11 protein-coding genes and 1 pseudogene are annotated in these 17,754 nt (G+C 74.5%); 3 read left to right on the forward strand and 9 right to left on the reverse strand.

Going from position 1 to position 17,754, the window contains the following annotated elements; all coding sequences use genetic code 11:
- Positions 1–11: 11 nt before the first annotated feature.
- Complete coding sequence (locus RLT57_RS15505) at positions 12–1,877, reverse strand: GAF domain-containing SpoIIE family protein phosphatase (RefSeq protein ID WP_311297984.1); 1,866 nt, start codon at positions 1,875–1,877, stop codon at positions 12–14.
- 345 nt (positions 1,878–2,222) lie between these two features.
- Between RLT57_RS15505 and RLT57_RS15510 the strand changes: the two are divergent.
- Positions 2,223–2,450, forward strand: a pseudogene (locus tag RLT57_RS15510) (chaplin); the annotation flags it as partial.
- A gap of 280 nt (positions 2,451–2,730) precedes the next feature.
- Here the strand turns inward: RLT57_RS15510 and RLT57_RS15515 are convergent.
- Positions 2,731–4,359, reverse strand: coding sequence for a S53 family peptidase (locus RLT57_RS15515; protein ID WP_311297985.1), 1,629 nt, complete (start codon positions 4,357–4,359; stop codon positions 2,731–2,733).
- 260 nt (positions 4,360–4,619) lie between these two features.
- Complete coding sequence (locus tag RLT57_RS15520; protein ID WP_311297986.1) at positions 4,620–7,508, reverse strand: helix-turn-helix transcriptional regulator; 2,889 nt, start codon at positions 7,506–7,508, stop codon at positions 4,620–4,622.
- A gap of 599 nt (positions 7,509–8,107) precedes the next feature.
- On the opposite strand from RLT57_RS15520, the gene RLT57_RS15525 reads away from it, so the two are divergent.
- Complete coding sequence (locus RLT57_RS15525) at positions 8,108–8,305, forward strand: hypothetical protein (protein ID WP_311297987.1); 198 nt, start codon at positions 8,108–8,110, stop codon at positions 8,303–8,305.
- Positions 8,306–8,702: 397 nt separating this feature from the next.
- Positions 8,703–10,097 (forward strand): nucleobase:cation symporter-2 family protein, encoded by a 1,395-nt coding sequence (locus RLT57_RS15530; RefSeq protein ID WP_311297988.1) that lies wholly within the window; start codon positions 8,703–8,705, stop codon positions 10,095–10,097.
- Between the two features lie 835 nt (positions 10,098–10,932).
- Here RLT57_RS15530 and RLT57_RS15535 read toward each other — a convergent pair.
- From RLT57_RS15535 to RLT57_RS15560, 6 genes are all read right to left on the reverse strand, one after another.
- Entirely contained in the window at positions 10,933–11,880 is a 948-nt protein-coding gene (locus RLT57_RS15535; protein WP_311297989.1) for a lysozyme, read from the reverse strand.
- A 300-nt stretch (positions 11,881–12,180) separates the two neighbouring features.
- The gene (locus RLT57_RS15540) at positions 12,181–12,846 is read right to left on the reverse strand and encodes a YczE/YyaS/YitT family protein (protein WP_399129857.1); all 666 of its coding nucleotides are present in this window, start codon (positions 12,844–12,846) and stop codon (positions 12,181–12,183) included.
- A gap of 23 nt (positions 12,847–12,869) precedes the next feature.
- Positions 12,870–13,727, reverse strand: coding sequence for a gamma-glutamyl-gamma-aminobutyrate hydrolase family protein (locus RLT57_RS15545; protein ID WP_311297991.1), 858 nt, complete (start codon positions 13,725–13,727; stop codon positions 12,870–12,872).
- Positions 13,724–15,031 carry an O-acetylhomoserine aminocarboxypropyltransferase/cysteine synthase family protein gene (locus RLT57_RS15550; protein WP_311297992.1) on the reverse strand — a complete coding sequence of 436 codons (1,308 nt, stop codon included), beginning with the start codon at positions 15,029–15,031 and terminating at the stop codon, positions 13,724–13,726. The genes RLT57_RS15545 and RLT57_RS15550 overlap by 4 nt, the downstream gene beginning before the upstream one ends.
- Before the next feature lie 13 nt (positions 15,032–15,044).
- Positions 15,045–16,142 carry a fatty acid desaturase family protein gene (locus RLT57_RS15555; protein ID WP_311297993.1) on the reverse strand — a complete coding sequence of 366 codons (1,098 nt, stop codon included), beginning with the start codon at positions 16,140–16,142 and terminating at the stop codon, positions 15,045–15,047.
- Between the two features lie 223 nt (positions 16,143–16,365).
- Entirely contained in the window at positions 16,366–17,502 is a 1,137-nt protein-coding gene (locus tag RLT57_RS15560; RefSeq protein ID WP_311297994.1) for a glutathione-independent formaldehyde dehydrogenase, read from the reverse strand.
- Positions 17,503–17,754 lie beyond the last annotated feature (252 nt).

The raw sequence follows: 17,754 nt of genomic DNA on the forward strand, positions 1-17,754 counted from the left end.
CGCCGCGGCGGCTACGGGACGCGGACCGCGAGCATGGCCACGTCGTCGCCCGCCGACTCGCCGGCCACGTCGGTGGCGATCTGCCGGAGCAGCTCCGGCAGCGGCAGCCGGGCGCCCGCGCTGAGCATCGCGGCGGCGCGGTGGGTGGAGGAGTCGTAGCTGCGGCCGCGGTGCTCGATCAGGCCGTCGGTGTAGAGCAGCAGCGTCGAACCGGGTGCCAGCGGCAGCCGGCGGTCGTGCCGGGGCAGTACGGGCAGCGCCGGGTGGAGCAGGACGTCGTGCTCCTCCAGTACCTCCACCGTGCCGTCCGCGCGGGCCAGCAGCGGCGCCGGATGCCCGGCGTTGGTCCAGGTCAGCCACCACCCGTCGGGGCCGGGCGTCAGATGCGCGTGCACCGCCGTACCGCCGGCCGGCAGGCCGAGGGTGCGGCAGCTCTCCTCCAGCGCGGTGATCGCGTGGGCCGGCCCCTGGCCGGGGTGGTCGCAGGTGGCCTGCCGCAGCATGCTGCGCACCTGGCCCATCACGGTGGCCGCGTCCATGTCGTGGCCGGTGATGTCGCCGACGGTGAGCGCCATCGGCACCGCGCCGGTACCGGGGTCGTACGCCGGCCGGCCGGGCACCGCCGGCAGCGGATACGCGTCGTACCAGTCGCCGCCGACCATCTCGCCCTCGGCCGCCGGGATGTACGCGGCGGCCATGTCCAGCCCCGGCACGGTGGGCAGCTCGGTGAGCATCGCCTGCTGGAGCTGGTGGGCGACGGTGATCCGGTCCTCGACGAACACCACCCGTTCCACCGCCTGCGCGGTGTACCCGGCGATGGCGCTCAGCAGCGCCCGCTCGCCGACCTCCAGGTCGTGGTGGCTGCCCCAGGCCAGGGCGAGCGCGCCCAGCACCTGCCGGGTGCCGTACAGCGGTACGCACACCAGGGACGCGAAGCCGAGCGCGCGCCAGACCCCGACCGCCGGCTCGCCGTACTGGGCCCGCATCTGCGCCTCGCCGTGCACGGTGATCAGCCGGTTCTCGCGGACCGCGCGGGCGGTGGGCCAGCTGTCGCCGGACGTGTACTGGCCGTGCTCCCGCTCCAGCTCGGAGGCGTTGTCCGGATCGACCAGCCGCCGCAGCCGGCCCTGCCCCTCCAGCAGCGACACCCCGGTCCAGATCGGCCGGAGGTCTCCGGTGATCAGCTCGCCGACCCGGCGCCGCAGGTCGACCAGCCCCTGCGCGTCGGCGAGCACCTCGGCGGCCCTCAGCTGCAGTTCGGAGCGCTCCAGCGCCCGGCGGGCCCGGCCGGACGCCTCCAGTGCCTGCGCCTGGGCGACCTCGGCGGCCGAGCGGGCCTCTATGGCGTGCCGGGAGGAGATCCGCAGCCGCAGCTCGGCGGAGCAGGCGGCGGCCAGGTCGGTGAGGTTGGCGACCTCCTGCGCGGTCCACTCGCGGGGCACGGTGTCGATCGCGCAGAGCGAGCCGAGGACGTTGCCGCGGGTGTCGGTCAGCGGCGTGCCGGCGTACGCGACGATGCCCATGTCGCCGATCGCCATACTGCTCCAGGTCCGCTCGTCCTCGCGGACGTCGGACAGCACCAGGGGCGCGCCCGAGGCCACCACGTACTGGCACAGCGAGTGGGACAGCGGGGTCTGCCGGGTGGACGCCCACGGCTCGGTGAGGCCGATCTGGCCGGGGTACACCTGGCGGTCGGCCTCCACCAGCGAGACCAGGGCGACGGGGACGCCGATCAGCCGGGAGACCAGCCGGGCGAAGCGCTCCATTCCCGCGTCGGGGGCGGCGGTCAGACCCGCGTCACCGAGCGCGCCGAGGCGTCGGGGGTCGCCGAGCCCCACCCCGGCGGGCGGGGTCCGCGTTCTGCCGTCCTGCGTCATGGACGTCTCCTCGAAACAGGTGGCCGCAACCGCGGGCCGCTCGTCCGAAGGCTCTCAGCACGGTGTCGAAACCCTTGTGGCCACCGTAACCCAATCCGCGGCCGGGGCCCGCGCCGGCGGTGGATCCGCCGGCCGCCCCGGCGGGCGCCCGACGGGGCCGGTCCGCGACGGCCGGATCCTCCGTACGGAGGAGTGATATGCCGAAAGCGCGTCTGAACGGATGACTTCCGGATGCGGCACCCTGCCTTCTGGTGATCGGCTGCCAACGCTAGGTGATCGAAGGGTGGCTGATTGTGTACCGGCCGCCGACACACGCCTCGTCCTCAAGGAGTCTTCGTGAAGCTCATGAACAAGGGTGCCGCTGTGGCCGCGCTGGCCGGCGGCATCATCCTCCTCTCGGGCGGCGCCGCCGTCGCCGACACCGGCCCGGTCGGCGGTGCCGTCGGGTCGCCCGGTGTGCTGTCCGGCAACGTGATCCAGGTGCCGGTGCACATCCCGCTCAACCTCTGCGGCAACTCGATCGACCTGCTGGCCCTGCTCAACCCCTCCTTCGGCAACAGCTGCGCCAACGCCGACGTCACGCCGGCGGCGCCGCGCAGCCACGGTGCCGGCGCGGGGATCGGCTGGGACGACCGGAGCCGCGAGCAGGGTGCGGAGCACCGGATCCAGCCGCGGGGCTGACCCCGCCCCCGGCGCACACGGCCGGCCCGGTCCCAGACCCCTGCGCAGGGGTCCGGGACCGGGCCGGTGCGGATCGCCGCCGGTCGCCGCGGGTCGCTGCCGGTCGCCGCGGATCAGCTCGGGTCACCGGGGATCCGTACGGACCGGCTCCGCCCGTCCTGACCGGTCCTGATCAGCCGGCCAGCAGCTTCGCCGCCAGCGTGGCCGCGTTGTACGAGCCCCAGCCGGTGGTGAAGTCCCAGCCGGCGGCGGCGGAGTACGCGCCGTTGCTGCCACTGGTGATGTCGTGGAAGCCGGTGCCGGCCGCCGCGTAGAGTGCCGGGTTGGCGGAGCCGAGGCGGGGCTTGCCCGCCGCGGCGGCCTGCTGGTTGTACAGGGTGGCGAACGCGGCCCACTCGGGAGCCGCCGCGCTGGTGCCGCCGACCTGGCCCCAGCTGCCCTGCGAGTAGATCGACACACCCGGCGTCGGGGCGGCCAGCGCCGCCACGTCCGGGACCTGGCGCTTGCCGCCGCCCTGGCTCTTCTGCACCGGCGTCTGCCAGCTCGGGATCGCGAAGACGCTGGACTTGCCGCCGCCGCCGCCGTTCCAGGCGGTCTCGCTGCTCCAGGCGTTGGACGAGGTGACGGTCAGCTTGGTGCCGCCGACGCCGGTGACGTACGGGTCGCTCGCCGGGTAGTCGACCGAGGTGCGGCCGTTGCCGGCGTCGTCGGAGCCGCTGTCGCCCGAGGCGGCGAAGAAGCCGAGGCCCTGGGCGGCGCCCTGCTTGAAGACCGCGTCGACCGCGTTGATGTTGGAGGTGGTGCGCTGCGACTCGGCGGCGCCCCAGCTGATGGACGTCACGGGGATGCCGCTGTCCACGATGGCCTGGTAGGTGTCGACCTCGCCCGCGTCGGAGTTCGGGCCCTCGAAGACCGTGACGGCCGCCGCCGGGGCGATCGCGTTGAGCACCTCGATGTCCAGCTCCACCTCGACCTGGCCGTCGCCCAGCGAGCCCGAGCCGCCGTCCACCTTGTGCACGGTCGCGGCCGGCGAGCTGAGGCCGTAGTGGCTGTCGAAGGTGGTGATGTTGGACTGCTGGAAGCCGTCGAACTCCAGCAGCGCGATCTTCTGGCCGCTGCCCGTGTAGCTGCCCGAGACGTTGTAGCCGCCCTTGATCTGCGCCGGGGTGTAGCCGCCGCCGGGGCCGTTGTGCGGGGTGACGGTGGCCGGGGCCTGGTGGTGCAGCACGTTGCGGTTGTTGAGGCCGGAGACGTCGCTGATCACGGAGGCCACCGACGCGGGCAGCGTGGGCGCGGCGTCGTTGGCGTAGAAGCTGCGTCCGGAGGCGCTGTCCTTCCAGGTGGACAGCGTGGTGCCGAACGCCTTCTCCAGCTGGGCGGCTGTCCCGCTGGCGTCGACCAGCAGGTTGCCGGAGTGCACGGCGCCGACGGTCAGGCCCTGGGCCCGCAGGTAGTCGGTGACCTGCTTGACCTCGGCGTCGCTGCGGCCGTAGGCGGCGGCGAACCGGGCCTTGGTCAGGTAGTGCCCGTACGTGGCCGAGCGGGGGTCGGTGACCTGGGCGACGAAGGCGTCGAGCGCCTTGTCGTTCCTGGCCTTCAGGCTCACCGCGACGGATATGCGGTGTCCGGCCGCGACATCGCCGGTGCGGACGGCGTGGCCGGCGAGGCCCGGCAGTACGTCGCCGGCCAGTGCCACGCGGGCCGTGTGCGGCTGCGCGGAGGCGGCGTACGCGGCGGGGACGGCCGCGGCCAGCAGCGCCGGGGTGGCGGCGACGGCCAGCAGTTTCAGACGGAGCGTCACGAAGGTCCTCCATGAGGGAATCCGGTTCCCGGAACGGGACGGTCTCCACGCTAAGGAGCGGCCCGCGCGCGTATAAGCGTGGTAACCCTTGCGTCGTGTGTTAACGATGCGTTGCTTGTGACGGCGGGGCGTCGCGTGTGACCCCGGTATGTCCCCCGGTGAGCGCGTGTCACCGCGGGGTTGCGCCAACGGCTCCCGTACGTACGGCGGTCGGCCGGGCGGCCCGGCGCCCGGCCGGCCGGTCCGCCGGGGCGGGGACTTCAGGCGGTGCGGACCGGGCCCGCGCCGGTCTGCGGGCCGGGCGCGGGGGCGGGCCGCCCGGCCGCCGGCGCCGCCATCGCGTGGATCAGCGCCGTGCGGGAGCGCACACCGTACTTGCGGAACACCCGGGATAGCGCGCCCTCGACGGTCTTGACGCTGATGAACAGCTCGGTGGCCACCTCGCGGTTGGTCGCGCCGCTGCGTACCAGCTCCACGATCCGGGCCTCGGACGGGGTCAGCCGGACACCCGCGGCGCCGCGGACCACCGCGTCGACCCGGGCGAGTTCGTCCCTGGCCCGTTCGGCCAGCGGGGCCGCGCCGGCCCGCTCGGCGATCTCCAGCGCCTCGGCCAGCACGGTGCGCGCCACCGTACGGTGCCGGGCCCGCCGCTCCACCGCGCCGAGGGCGGTCAGGGTGCGGACCAGCTCGACCGGCAGGCCCAGCGGGCGCAGCCGGGCGGCCGACGACAGCAGCAGCGCCGTCCCCTCCTTCACCCGCCCGCAGGCGGCCTCCCGCAGCCCGCCCGCCCGTTCCAGCGACGCCAGTACGCTGCCGGGCGCGTTGCCGGTGGCCCAGCGGTACGCCTCCTGGAGGACGGTGGCCGCCGCGTCGGTCTCGCCGAGCGTCACCAGCGACTCGGCGAGGTCGGCGTACCAGCTCAGCAGCGGCGGGTCCGCCGCGCGCATCGCGGTGCCGATCTCCAGCACCCGGCGCAGCGACTCGACCGCCTCCGCCGCGCCGGGCCGGTCGCCGGCGAAGAGCGCGGCCTGGCCGAGGACGGCGAGCGCGCGCAGCAGGAACAGCCGGTCCCCGTCCGCCTCGGAGGCCCGTACCGCCAGCACGGCCAGCCGCCGGGCCCGTACCGGCGTACCGCCGTATGTCTCGGCCAGCGCCGCCGCGTAGAGCGCGGGCGCCGACTCGGTGCCCGCCTCCGCCACCACGCGGGTGCAGCGGGCGGCGGTGCGCAGCGCCGGGCCGCACTCGCCGGCCCGGACCTGCACCCGGGTCAGCGCCACCAGCGACGCCACCGCGTCCTCGACCTCGGCGGCCTGCTCCGCGGCGTCCAGCAGGCCGACCACCTGTTCGCGGGCCCGGCCGACCCGGTCGGCGTCCAGGTCCAGGATCGCCCGCATCCGGCGCAGCACCCGGCGCTGCGGGCCCGCCTCCGCCAGCGCCAGCGCCAGCTCCAACGCCGCTTCCGCCTCGGCGGGTTCACCGCCCAGCGACCGTATCCTGGCCAGCGTGGACAGTGCCGCGATGCGGGTGGCGGTGTCCCCGGCGCGGGCCGCGCAGCGGGCGGAGTGACGCGCGTAGTCCGCTCCTTCGGCCAGCGCCCCGCACAACAGCCCGCGCAGAGCCGCCCAGTGGAGGAGGGCCGCCTCCAACCCCGGGTCCCCGGCGGCGTCCCGCAGCCCGTCCTCGATCAACTGCTGCCGGTCCCAGAGCGCTTGACCGGCGTTGCGCAGCAGCACCAGCCGGGCGCGGACCCGGTCGTGGGCCGAGGCCGAGCCGCCGAGCACCGCGCGGGCGGCCCGCTCGGACTCCTCGCGGCGCCCGGCGTCGCAGGCGAAGTCGGCCGCCGCCAGCAGGCGCCGGTCGCGGTCGGCCGGCCGGCCCGCCGGGGTCCTGCGGGCGGCGAGTTCGGCCAGTTCGGCGGCGGCCTCGGCGTCGCCGTCCGCCCGCGCCGAGCCGGCGGCGGCCGTCAGGGCGGCGGCGGTGGCCTCGTCCTCGTGCGGCCGGGCCAGCGCCAGGTGCCGGGCCCGCTCCACCGGCTCGCCGACCGCCGCGGCCAGCAGCGCGTGCGCCGCGCGGCGCGCCTGCCCGGAGGCGTCGGCGTAGAGCGCGGCCCGCAGCAGCGGATGGGTGAAGCGGACGGCGCCCGAGGGGTCGGCGGCGACCACCCCGAGCCGTTCCGCCTCGGTCAGCGCGGCGGTCGCCCCGGTCAGCCCGGCCGCCCGCAGCAAGGTCAGGCTCGGCCGCCCCGCGGCGGCGGCCACCAGCAGCACATGCGCGGCGGCGGCGGGCAGCGTGCGGACCTGGCCGAGCAGCAGCGCCCGCAGGTCGGCGGGGACCGGCAGGAAGCCGCTGGACTCCGCGGTCAGCCCGTCCCGTGGCGCGCCGCGGCCCAGCGCCAGGGCGTACAGCGGGTTCCCGGCGGCGGTCTGCTGGACGGCCCGCAGCACCGGCGGCGGCAGCGCGGCCCCGGACGACAGCAGCAGGAGGGCAACGTCGTCGTCGGCCAGCGGCGGCACGGTGATCGCGGCGGTGCCGGGCGGGCAGCAGCGGGAGCGCTCGGATTGTTCGCCGTCGGCGACCCGTTCGGCGGCCAGGATCCGGATGTCCGCGTCCTCCACCCGGTGGGCGACGAAGGCGAGCACGTCGGCGCTCGGCTCGTCCAGCCACTCCAGGCCGTCCACGACCAGCACCACCGGGCGCTGTTCGGCCAGCCGCCGCAGCGCCGCCAGCACGGCGACCCGCACCGCCAGCCCGTCGTACCGCCCGACCGGCCCGGGGCCGTGCAGCAGGGCGGCCCGCAGCGCCGCCCGCGGGCCCGGCGGCAGCGCGGCGACCACCTCCGGCGGCACCCGCGCGAACAGGTCGATCACCCCGAGGTACGGCAGCCGGGCGTCCTCGAGGGCGGGCGAGCAGCGCAGCACGGTGGCGCCCTCGTCGGCGACCGCGGCGCCCAGAGCGGCCAGCAGCGTCGACTTGCCGATCCCGGCCGGGCCGCAGAGCAGGACGCCGCGGCCGTCGAGGAGTTCGGCGTGGGCGGCCTCCAGCAGGTCCCCGCGCCCGGTGAGGGCCGCGTACGCCGGCCGGCCGCCGCCGCTGTGCGGCAGGGGGGCCGGGGCGTGGTGGACGGCGCGGTCTGGCACGGTGCGGCTCACCCGTTTCGGTTCTCGACTTCCGGCCTTTTATGTTCATGACAATCATCAAAGGCCCGTGTGTCAATGGCGCGCTTCCGGAAATCCCCGCACGGCGGCGCCGGCCGCGTTCCCGGCCGGTCCCCGCGGGCATCGGCGGGGATCCGCCGGGGCGGACCGGAAGCGGGCGCCGGAACCGCGGGCGGGCGCCGCCGCCGGCGCCCGCCCGCGGCCACCAGGGGAGAGCGCCGCAGGTGGGCGTGGTCGCGGCCGGTCGGGGCCGACCGCCCGCTCTCCCGGGGCCGGTGAATTGCCGTGTGCGGCGGGTGAGTTCCGGTTTCCGTCGGCGGGGATTCCAACGGCCGTATTCCGGCCGGGTTTTACGGAGTTTTGGGGCCCGGCCGCGTTTCCGGCCCGGATTTCCCGGTGGCCCCGTACCGAGAAGCCCGGCGGCAAGCGCGCTGCTCCCCGCCGCACCCCTCGCCCGACTGCCCGCCGCCCGCCGGGCCGCGGGGCGCGGTGCCTACCGGTGGTGCGGCCGGGAGGGCTCGAAGGACTTCAGGTACGACACGGTCGGCGAGCCGACACCGGTCGCGACGTCGAAGCCGCGGACGGCGTCGAGCGTGGTGTCCTGGCCGAAGGCGATCAGCCGGGTGGAACAGCTTGCCGTCGACGACGCCGAAGTCGGTGACGTTGCTCAGCGGGACGCCGGTGTGCCGGACAGCAGGGCCAGCCCGGCCCCCGCGACCACGCCTGTCCTGGCCCGCGGGCCGCGGGTGACGGGTATGCCGGTGATGTCGGTGATGACGACTGCAAGGTGAAGGTCGGTGGGGCAGGGGGGAGTTCGGCCGCGCACCGATCGGTGGCGGCGGGCGCTGCGCTGCAGTGTGCCCGGCACCCGTGGGCGGCGGAATAGCGACCAGGGCCTCAGCACCGGGCCTTTACCGAAAGCAGAGGAACCAACCGCCCTTACATCCGCTCAGATCCGGGCGAAGCGGTGACTCGCCCCGGCGGCGGACCGGCCGGCGCCGCCGCGCCCGCCGCCGCGGTACCCGCCGGGCACCGCGTCCGGCCACCGCGTCCGGCCACCGGCCGGTACCGCAACTGGCCCGTAGGACAGCGGAAATGCCGCCGAAACCAGGTCAACGGAAGGTTGAGGCCCCGTTCGCCCGGCGCCCTCTCCTCGTTCCGGAGGCAGATGTGTCACAGGTTCCGACCGTGTCCGAGCCATCCGAGCCATCCGAGCCACCCGAGCCACCCGAGTCGTCCCCGCCCGTGCCCGTCCCCGGCGAAGCGCTTCCGCCGGGCCGCCTCGGGCTGCTCGGCCTGCAGCACGTCCTGGTCATGTACACCGGCTGCGTCACCGTTCCGCTGGTCTTCGGCGCCGCCGCGAAGCTCGACACCCACACGATCGGCCTGCTGATCAACGCCGACCTGCTGGTGGCCGGACTGATCACCCTGGTCCAGTCCCTCGGCGTCGGCCGGGTGCTCGGCGTGCGGCTGCCGGTGGTGGCGGGCGCGACCTTCACCGCGGTGTCCCCGATGATCCTGATCGCGGGCCAGTACGGCATGCAGGCCGTCTACGGCTCGATGATCGCCGCCGGCGTCTTCGGACTGCTGGCGGCGGTGCCGTTCGCCCGCGCGATCCGGCTCTTCCCGCCCCTGGTCACCGGCTCGGTGATCACCATCATCGGGCTGTCGCTGATCGGAGTCGCGGCCGGCCTGATCGCCGGGAACGACGCCACCGCGAAGGACTACGCCGCTCCGTCGCATCTGGCGCTGGCCGGCGGCATCGTGCTGCTGATCGTCGTGGTCGGCCGCTTCACCCGCGGTTTCCTGTCCCAGATCGGGGTGCTGCTGGGGCTGGTCGGCGGCACGCTCGTCGCCGTCCCGATGGGTCTGACCGACTTCTCCTCGGTCGGGGACGCCGACTGGTTCGGTGTCACGGCGCCGTTCCACTTCGGCTCGCCGCACTTCCCGGTCGCCGCGGTGGTGTCGATGTGCGTGGTGATGCTGGTGACGTTCACCGAATCCACCGCCGACATGCTGGCGGTCGGCGACATGACCGGCCGGCCGGTCGCCCCGCGGGAGCTGGCCCGCGGCCTGGCCGCCGACGGGCTGTCCGGCGTCCTCGGCGGCGTCATGAACGGCTTCCTGGACACCGTCTTCGCGCAGAACGTCGGCCTGGTCGGCATGACGAAGGTCCGCAGCCGCTACGTGGCCGCCGTCGCGGGCGGCATGCTGGTGCTGCTCGGCCTGATACCCAAGATGGGCGAGGTCGTGGCGTCACTGCCCGGCCCGGTGGTCGGCGCGGCCGGGCTGGTCATGTTCGCCACGGTGACCGCGGTCGGTATCAACACCCTGCGCAGGGTGGAGTTCGACGGCACCGGCAACATGACGATCGTGGCGGTCTCCATCGGCGTCGGCATGCTCCCGGTCGTCGCGCCGAGCGTCTACCACGCCTTCCCCACCTGGGTGCAGACGGTCGCGGGCAGCGCCATCACCAGCGCGACGCTGACCGCCTTCCTGCTCAACCTGCTCTTCCACCACCTCCCCGGCCGCGCCGCCAAGACCCCGGCCCCCGAACCGGCCCTGTCTTCGTCCGCGCCCTGACCGCCGGCCGCCGCGCCCGGCCCCCGGCCCCGCCTTCCCGACCCGCCCGGCCCACGGGCCGCCGGCCCCCGCTCCCGGGGCTCCGCCGATCCGGCGACGCCGGGCAGTCGTAGACGGCCGAGACGTGGGCGGCGCTGCGGTCGGAACCGAGGATGCCGGGGGCCATCCGGTTCATCACGTAGGAGACCGTCATGCGGCGGTCGAGGTCCATGATGATCATCGGCCGCCCTAGCCGCCCTAGCCGCCCTAGCCGCCCTAGCTGCCCCAGCTGCCCCAGCCGCCCCAGCCGCCCCGGGAGCAGATCCGCCCGTCCGGTATCGAGGGCAGCGTCTCCTGGCGGGGCAGGGCGTAGCGATGCCCCAGCGCAGCGGCAGGCCGTCGGCGAGGTCGACGCCGTCCACCTGCGGGTCGAAGACGAGGTCGATCGTCTTCCCGCCGAGCAGCCGGACGCCGTCGACCTCGCCGCCCCTGGCCAGCACGGACAGCACACGGGCCACCGGGCGGGCGTTGCCGTGGCCGTCGGCCGCGCCGAGGTCGGCGGCCCGCCAGGCCGGGGTGTCGGCGGTCTCGGCGGTGAGCGCGGGACCGGTCAGCGTCCGGTACGCCGGGCTGTCGTGGTCCAGGCTCTCCAGGCCGAACGCCCCGGGCCGCGGCAGTCCCGGTGCCGGGGCGCGCGCCGCCGGTGGCGGGGGGCGCGGCTCGGCCCTTAATTGGAAACGAGTTTCACTACTGACAGACTCCTGTCCGCACTGACGCCCTGCCAGGTCGACCCGCCCGCCGCCGGGGCCGGCCTCGCGGCCGGGCGCCGGGCGGGGTGTTCCGCCGCGCGGGGCGGTCAGGTGTTGTTGGCGAGGTTGCGCAGGCCGGCGAGCGGGCCGTTGAAGTAGTCCTGGTCGCCGGGGAAGGTGCCGGAGTTGGCGTACTGCCAGAAGGTGTGGAAGGGCCAGCCGGCCGGAAGGGTCCCGGGGGAGGAGGCGTAGCGGGCGACGAAGAGCGGGTCGGTCGCGGCGAAGGCGGTGGTGTTGCCGGTGCAGGTGCTCCACCAGTCGTGGCTGGTGTAGATGGTCGCCCAGCGGGTGGTCCTGGCGTGCACCTCGTTGACGAAGGCCGCGATCCAGTTGACCATAGCCGTCTTGCCCAGCCCGTAGCAGGAGGCGCCGTACGGGTTGTACTCGATGTCGACCATCGGCGGCAGCGTCCTGCCGTCCTTGGACCAGCCGCCGCCGTGCGCGACGAACCAGTCGGCCTGGGCCTTCGCGCCGGAGGAGTTCGGGGTGGCGAAGTGGTACGCGCCGCGGATGAAGCCGGCGCTGTACGCCTTGGTGTAGTGCGAGTTGAAGCTCGGGTCCCGGTACGTGGTGCCCTCGGTGGCCTTGATGTACGCGAACCGGGCGCCCTTCTTGTAGGCGCCGGCCCAGTCCACCTTCGGCTGCCAGTTGCTGACGTCGAAGCCGGGGGTGCGCGGGAGCTTGGCGGTGGACGAGGCGCCGGCGCCGTCCGCCACCCTGCCTTCGTGGGCCGCGACCGTCGACCCCATCCAGTCGCGCTCGGGGTGGACCGGTCGGTGGGCGACGCCGGTGGCGCCCGCGGCCGGTTCGGGGGCGGCGGCCAGCAGGGCGAGCAGTGTGAGCAGTGCGCCGCCGGCGCCCAGCAGCGACCGGCGCCGGCGGGAGGGCGCCGGCGGCGCGGCGGGGGTTGGACGTGGTGCGACCGGTGTGATCGGGGGCCGGTGTGGTGCATGGGGGGTGCCTCCAGGAGTGGGACTGTTCCTTGGTATGGGCATGACAGTCCGGTACCGTATATGCGGACAGACCGGTATGAAATGGACCCGGTATGCCTATTGGATCAGACCGGTCGTCATCCGGCGGGCAGTCAGGTCCGAATGACGTACGGCGGCTTCCGCGGCCGGCGGGACGCCCGGCGCCGGTCCGCGGGTCCGCGCGGGGGGCCGGCCCGGTCCGCGAACGGGACGGTGTGGGCGTGCGGGGGTCCGCGCGCGCGGGCGGGGTGCCGGCCGGGTGGCCGGGTGGTACGGGGCCGCGGGTCACGGTCCGCGCGGGCGCGGGGCCGGTGCGGCCGGTGGCTACGGACGGGGTACGGCCACGTCCCCGGGCGCCGGCTCGGGTGCGGGCGCGGCGCGGCCGATCTCCAGCGCCGGGAGGAAGACCTCCGCCAGCGGGCCGATCGCGAGCGCGTAGATCACCGTGCCGACGCCCACGGTGGCGCCGAGCAGGAACCCGAGGGCCAGTACGGACAGTTCGATGACCCACCGGACGCCGCGGATGGAGTGGCCGCGGGCCGCCCAGCCGGTCATCAGGCCGTCGCGCGGACCGGGGCCGGCGCCCGCGCCGATGTAGGCCCCGGTGGCGACGCCGTTGAGCACGACGCCGCTGATCAGCAGCACCCAGCGCGCCCACAGCCCGTCCGGCGCCGCCCACAGCTCCAGCGTCACCTGCATGGCGGTGCCGACCAGCAGGACGTTGCACACCGTGCCCAGGCCCGGCTTGGTGCGCAGCGGGATCCACAGCAGCAGCACCAGCGCGCCGACGATGTTCGTCCACACGCCGATGCCCAGGCCGACGCTCCGCGACAGCCCCTGGCTGAGCGCGTCCCACGGCTCGACGCCCAGCCCGGACAGCACCACCATCGCGTCGCTCACCCCGTACAGGCCGAGGCCCAGCAGCAGCTGGGTCAGCCGCCGGGCCGGCCGGTCGGGGAGCATCGGGCGCTGGACGACGGAGTCCAGCATCCGGGCGGTGCGCCGGGCGCGGCTCAACGCCGCCGCCCGGCCCGTTCGGCGGCGGCGGCGCCGAACGCGGTGAACAGCCGCTTGGAGAGCGGGTCGGAGGCGGCGTACCACTCCGGGTGCCACTGCACGGCGAGGGCGAACGCCGGGGCGTCCGGAGCCGACACCGCCTCGATGACGCCGTCCGGCGCCACGGCCTCGGCCCGCAGACCCGGTGCCAGCCGGCCGATCGCCTGCTGGTGCAGGGAGTTGACCCGCAGCGCGGACTGGCCGGTGAGCTCGCGCAGCAGCCCGCCCTCGGCCACCGCGACGTCGTGCCGGGGCAGGTACTGCTCGTCCCTGCCGAGCGTCAGGTCCTCGCGGTGGCCGGCGCCCAGCGGCAGCGCGCCGATGTCCCGCAGCGTGCCGCCGTACGCCACGTTCAGCTCCTGCAGGCCCCGGCAGATGCCGAGGACGGGCAGCCCGGCGGCGATCGCCAGGGGCAGCGCGGACAGGGCCAGCTCGTCCCGCTCGGGGGCCCGCAGACCCAGCCCCGCCAGGTCGCCGTAGCGCTCGGGGGCGACGTCGGACTCGTGGCCGCCGAGCACCAGCCCGTCGAACCGGTCCAGCACCGACGGCAGCCACGCGGCCGGCCCCGGCAGCAGGACGACCGCGCAGCCCGCCACGTCCTCCAGCGCGGAGACGTACACCTGCCGCACCGCCGGGTGCGGCACCCCGCCCACGTCCTCGGTGACGCAGGCCAGCGCGACCAGCGGCGTCCGCGCGCCCGGGTCGGCCGGGGCGCCCGGGTCCCGGCGCGGGCCCGGGTCCGTACGGGCGCCGGCGCCGGTGCCGCTCCCCGCCTCGTCGCCGCTACCGATGCCGGCGCCGCTGCCGGTGCTCACAGGGCCTTCAGCGCCTGGTCGAGGTCGGCGAGCAGGTCGTCGATGTGCTCGACGCCGACCGCCAGCCGGACCGAGCCGCGGGTGACCCCGGCGGCCAGCTGCTGCGCCTCGGGCAGCTGGGCGTGCGTGGTGGAGGCCGGGTGGGTCGCCATGGACCGCACGTCGCCGATGTTGGTGACGTGGGAGAACAGCCGCAGCGCCTCGATGAACCGGCTGCCGGCCTCCTGGCCGCCCTTGATCTCGAACTGCACCAGCGGCCCGTTGTTGCCGCCCAGGTAGCGCCGCACCCGGGCGCCCTCCTCGCCCTCGGCCAGGCTCGGGTGCACCACCCGCTCCACCAGCGGGTGCTCCTGGAGGAAACCGGCCACCCGGGTGGAGTTCTCGCCGTGCACCCGCATCCGCAGCGGCAGCGTCTCCAGCCCCTGGAGCAGCAGGAACGCGTTGAACGGGCTCAGGCACGGCCCGAGGTCGCGCAGCAGTGTCTCCCGGGCCTTCAGCAGATAGCCGCTGCGGCCCAGCGCGCTGTCCAGATCCCGCCCGGTGCGGGTCCACACCACGCCGCCGTGCGCCGGGTCGGGGGTGGTCATCAGCGGGTGCCGGTCGGCGTGCCGCTCCCAGTCGAAGGTGCCCGCGTCCAGGATCAGCCCGCCGAGGCTGGAGCCGTGGCCGCCGATGTACTTGGTGGCCGAGTACACCAGGACGTGCGCCCCGAACTCGATCGGCCGCAGCACGTACGGCAGCATCGTGTTGTCCAGGACGAGCGGCACACCGTGCTCCTCGGCGAGCCCGGCGACCTCCTCGACCGGGAACAGCCGCAGCCGTGGGTTGGGCAGCGTCTCGCCGAACCAGCAGCGGGTGCGCGCGTCGGTGGCGGCGGCGAAGTTCGCCGGGTCGTCGGGGCTGACGAACCGGGTCTCGATGCCGAACCGGGCGAAGGTGTTCGCCAGCAGGTTCCAGGTGCCGCCGTACAGCTCGTTCGAGCTGACCAGGTTGTCCCCGGCCTGGCAGAGGTTGAGCAGCGCCAGGCTGACCGCCGCCTGGCCGGAGGCGACCGCGAGCCCGGCGGCGGCGCCGTCGACCGCGGCCATCCGCTCTTCGAGCACGTCGTTGGTGGGGTTGTTCAGCCGGGTGTAGGCGTGCCCGTCCTGGAGCAGGTCGAAGATGCCCGCCGCGGCCGCGGTGCTGGGCAGTTCGTAGGCGGCGGTCTGGAAGATGGGCGTCGTCACCGGCGGGGTGAGCCCCAGCCGGACGTGCGAACCGCCGTGCACGGCGGCCGACTCGGCCCGGCTGAAATCCTTCGGCACGGGGGTCCTCCGGTCAGGCTGCGGCATCGCGTTCCTTCCGGTTCACCGCGACGGCCTCGGCCTGCGCGGGGCGGGTCATCGAGCGGACGATGGCCGACATGGCGCTCGGCTGGCCTTCGGGGCCGGTGGTGAACAGCCCGCCCAACTGGCGGTCGACAGCCGCGTAACCGGGGTCGTGCAGCCGTACCCGGCGGGCCTTGTGCAGGTTGTAGAACGGCGTACGGGGGTCGAGGTGGTGTTCCAGGTGGTAGTTGTCGTTGTGGATGCCGGTGAGGAACTTCTCCCAGGTGCGGCTCTTGCGGTTGCGCGTCATGTACAGATCGATGTTCGAGTCGCGCACCAGCGGGGTGTGCTCGGACAGCTCGATGTACCAGCCGAGGATCTGGAAGCTGGTCAGATACGGCACCACCCAGAAGAGCAGCAGTCCGAGCAGCCAGCCGCCGTTCCAGGCCAGGCCGACCACGGCGGCCCAGAACAGCCAGAACCCGGCCCGGTCCAGGGCGCGTTTGCGCCGCTGCACCGGGGAGGGGGAGGCCGCCTGCGCCCGGCCGCCCTCTCCCTTGAGCACGCGGTAGCGGTTGCGCACCAGGTACCGCAGGTACGCCCAGGTCTGCGAGCCCAGCAGCGGCAGGATCACCACCCGCCGTACGTAGGCGGACGTCGCGCTGCTGCGGTACGCGCCCTGCTCGATGAAGAAGCGCAGGTCGGGGTCGAGGTCGGGGCTGCCCAGCCGGGGGTGGTGGGTGTAGACGTGCGAGACCTTGTACGCGTAGTGCTGCTGGAAGATGGGGTACGCGGTCATGACCGTCCCGGCCAGCATCTGCAACCGCCGGTCGGCCACGCCCACTCCGTGCGCGCAGTCGTGCAGCAGGGTGGACAGGCCGCGCTGCCGGGCGCCGATGACGAGCGCCGCCAGCGGATACAGCCAGTAGGTGCCGGCGACACAGACGGCCACCGACAGCGCCATCCAGAACACGTCCTCGGCCCAGGCCAGGAACACATGCCAGTTGTCGGCCTTGTTGAGGTCCTTCAGCTGCCGCTGGACTTCTGGCGTGAACCGGTACATCCGGTAGCGGGTACCGGCGTACGCCCACTCGGTGCTGGTACTCAAGCGACCACTCCTAGTGCGAGCGCCGTGCTCGGAAGGACCTCGGAAAGACCTGGTCCGGGAGAAGCTGCCGGGTGGCAGTGCCGAGTCTCGCCAGGGGGGTGATCGTTGGGCAACACCGTTTTCGGACATCCCGTTTTCGGACATCCGTCTTTCGGACATCCTGCTTTCGGACACGCCGCCGCGGGCCGGCCACCGGCGGCCGGCCCGCGGCGGGACGACGCGCTCAGGGATGCAGCAGGACCTTGGTCCAGCCCGCGTCGCGCTTGTCGAAGTGGCGGTAGCCGTCGGCCGCCTCGTGCAGGCCGAGTTCTTGGGAGACCAGGAAGGACGGCCGGGCCTTCCCCTCGATCACCAGGTCGCGCAGCCGGCGGTTGTAGCGCAGCACCGGGCACTGGCCGGTACCCATCCGCTGGCCCTTGGCGAAGTAGGTGCCGAAGTCGAAGGCGATCCGGCCCTGCCGGGCGTTCTCGTCGGCCGCCTCGGGGTCCTCGGGCAGGTAGACGCCGACCACACCGATCCCGCCGGTGCTGCGGACCGAGCTGACGAGGTTGTCCAGCACCAGCTCGGGGTGCTCCTGGCCGGAGCTGTCGTGGGCCTGGTAGCCGACCGCCTCCACACCGCAGTCCGCGCCGCGCCCGTCGGTGGCGTCGAGGATCTGCTCGACCGGGTCGGCCTGCGAGAAGTCGACCGGGGTGGCCCCGATCGTCTCGGCCAGCGCCAGCCGGCCGGGCTCCTTGTCGACGACGAAGACCTGCGAGGCGCCGCGGATCAGCGCGCTGTGCGCGGCCATCAGCCCGACCGGGCCGGCGCCGAACACCGCGACCCGGTCGCCGGCCCGCTGACCGGCGAGCACGGTGCCGTGCCAGCCGGTGGGGAAGATGTCGGAGAGCATCGCGAAGTCCTGTTCGTCGCCGTCCCCGGGCGGCAGCTCCAGCAGGTTGAAGTCCGCGTACGGGACCCGCAGCAGCTCCGCCTGGCCGCCGTCGTACGGGCCCATGCCGGCGTAGCCGTACGCGGCTCCGTCGACGCCCTCGGCGGGGTTGGTCCGCATACAGAAGGCGGTCCACCCGTCCAGGCAGTTGCGGCACGAGCCGCAGGCGATGTTGAACGGCACCGAGACCCGGTCCCCGACCTTGATCCGGGTGACGCCGGGCCCGACCTCCTCGACGATCCCCATGTTCTCGTGCCCGAGGATCTTGCCGCGCTCCACCGACGTCCGGCCCTCGTACATGTGCAGGTCGGAACCGCAGATGTTGGTGGTGGTGATCCGGACGACCGCGTCGTTCGCCTGTTCCGTCCGGGGCTCGGGGACATCCTCCACCGATACGTCGAAGGGACCGTTGTACACCACGGCTTTCATCTCGCCACTCCCTTGCCTGGGTCCTGTCCGGGCCTTGCCCGGCTTTGGTTGCCGTCCTGATCCGGTTCCTGATCCGGTTCCTGATCCGGGTCCTGATCCGGGTCCTGATCCGGGTCCGGGTTCTGATCCGGGTCCTGCCGGCGGCCTGGTCGGGTCCCGGCCGGATCCCGGGCGGGTTCCGTCCGCGGCCCGCCCGGGGCCGGCGCGGGTGCCGCCCGGCCCCTCACCGGGGCCGAACGCCACAGCAGTCCC

Source organism: Streptomyces sp. ITFR-21 (assembly GCF_031844685.1).
Classification (GTDB): Bacteria; Actinomycetota; Actinomycetes; order Streptomycetales; family Streptomycetaceae; genus Actinacidiphila.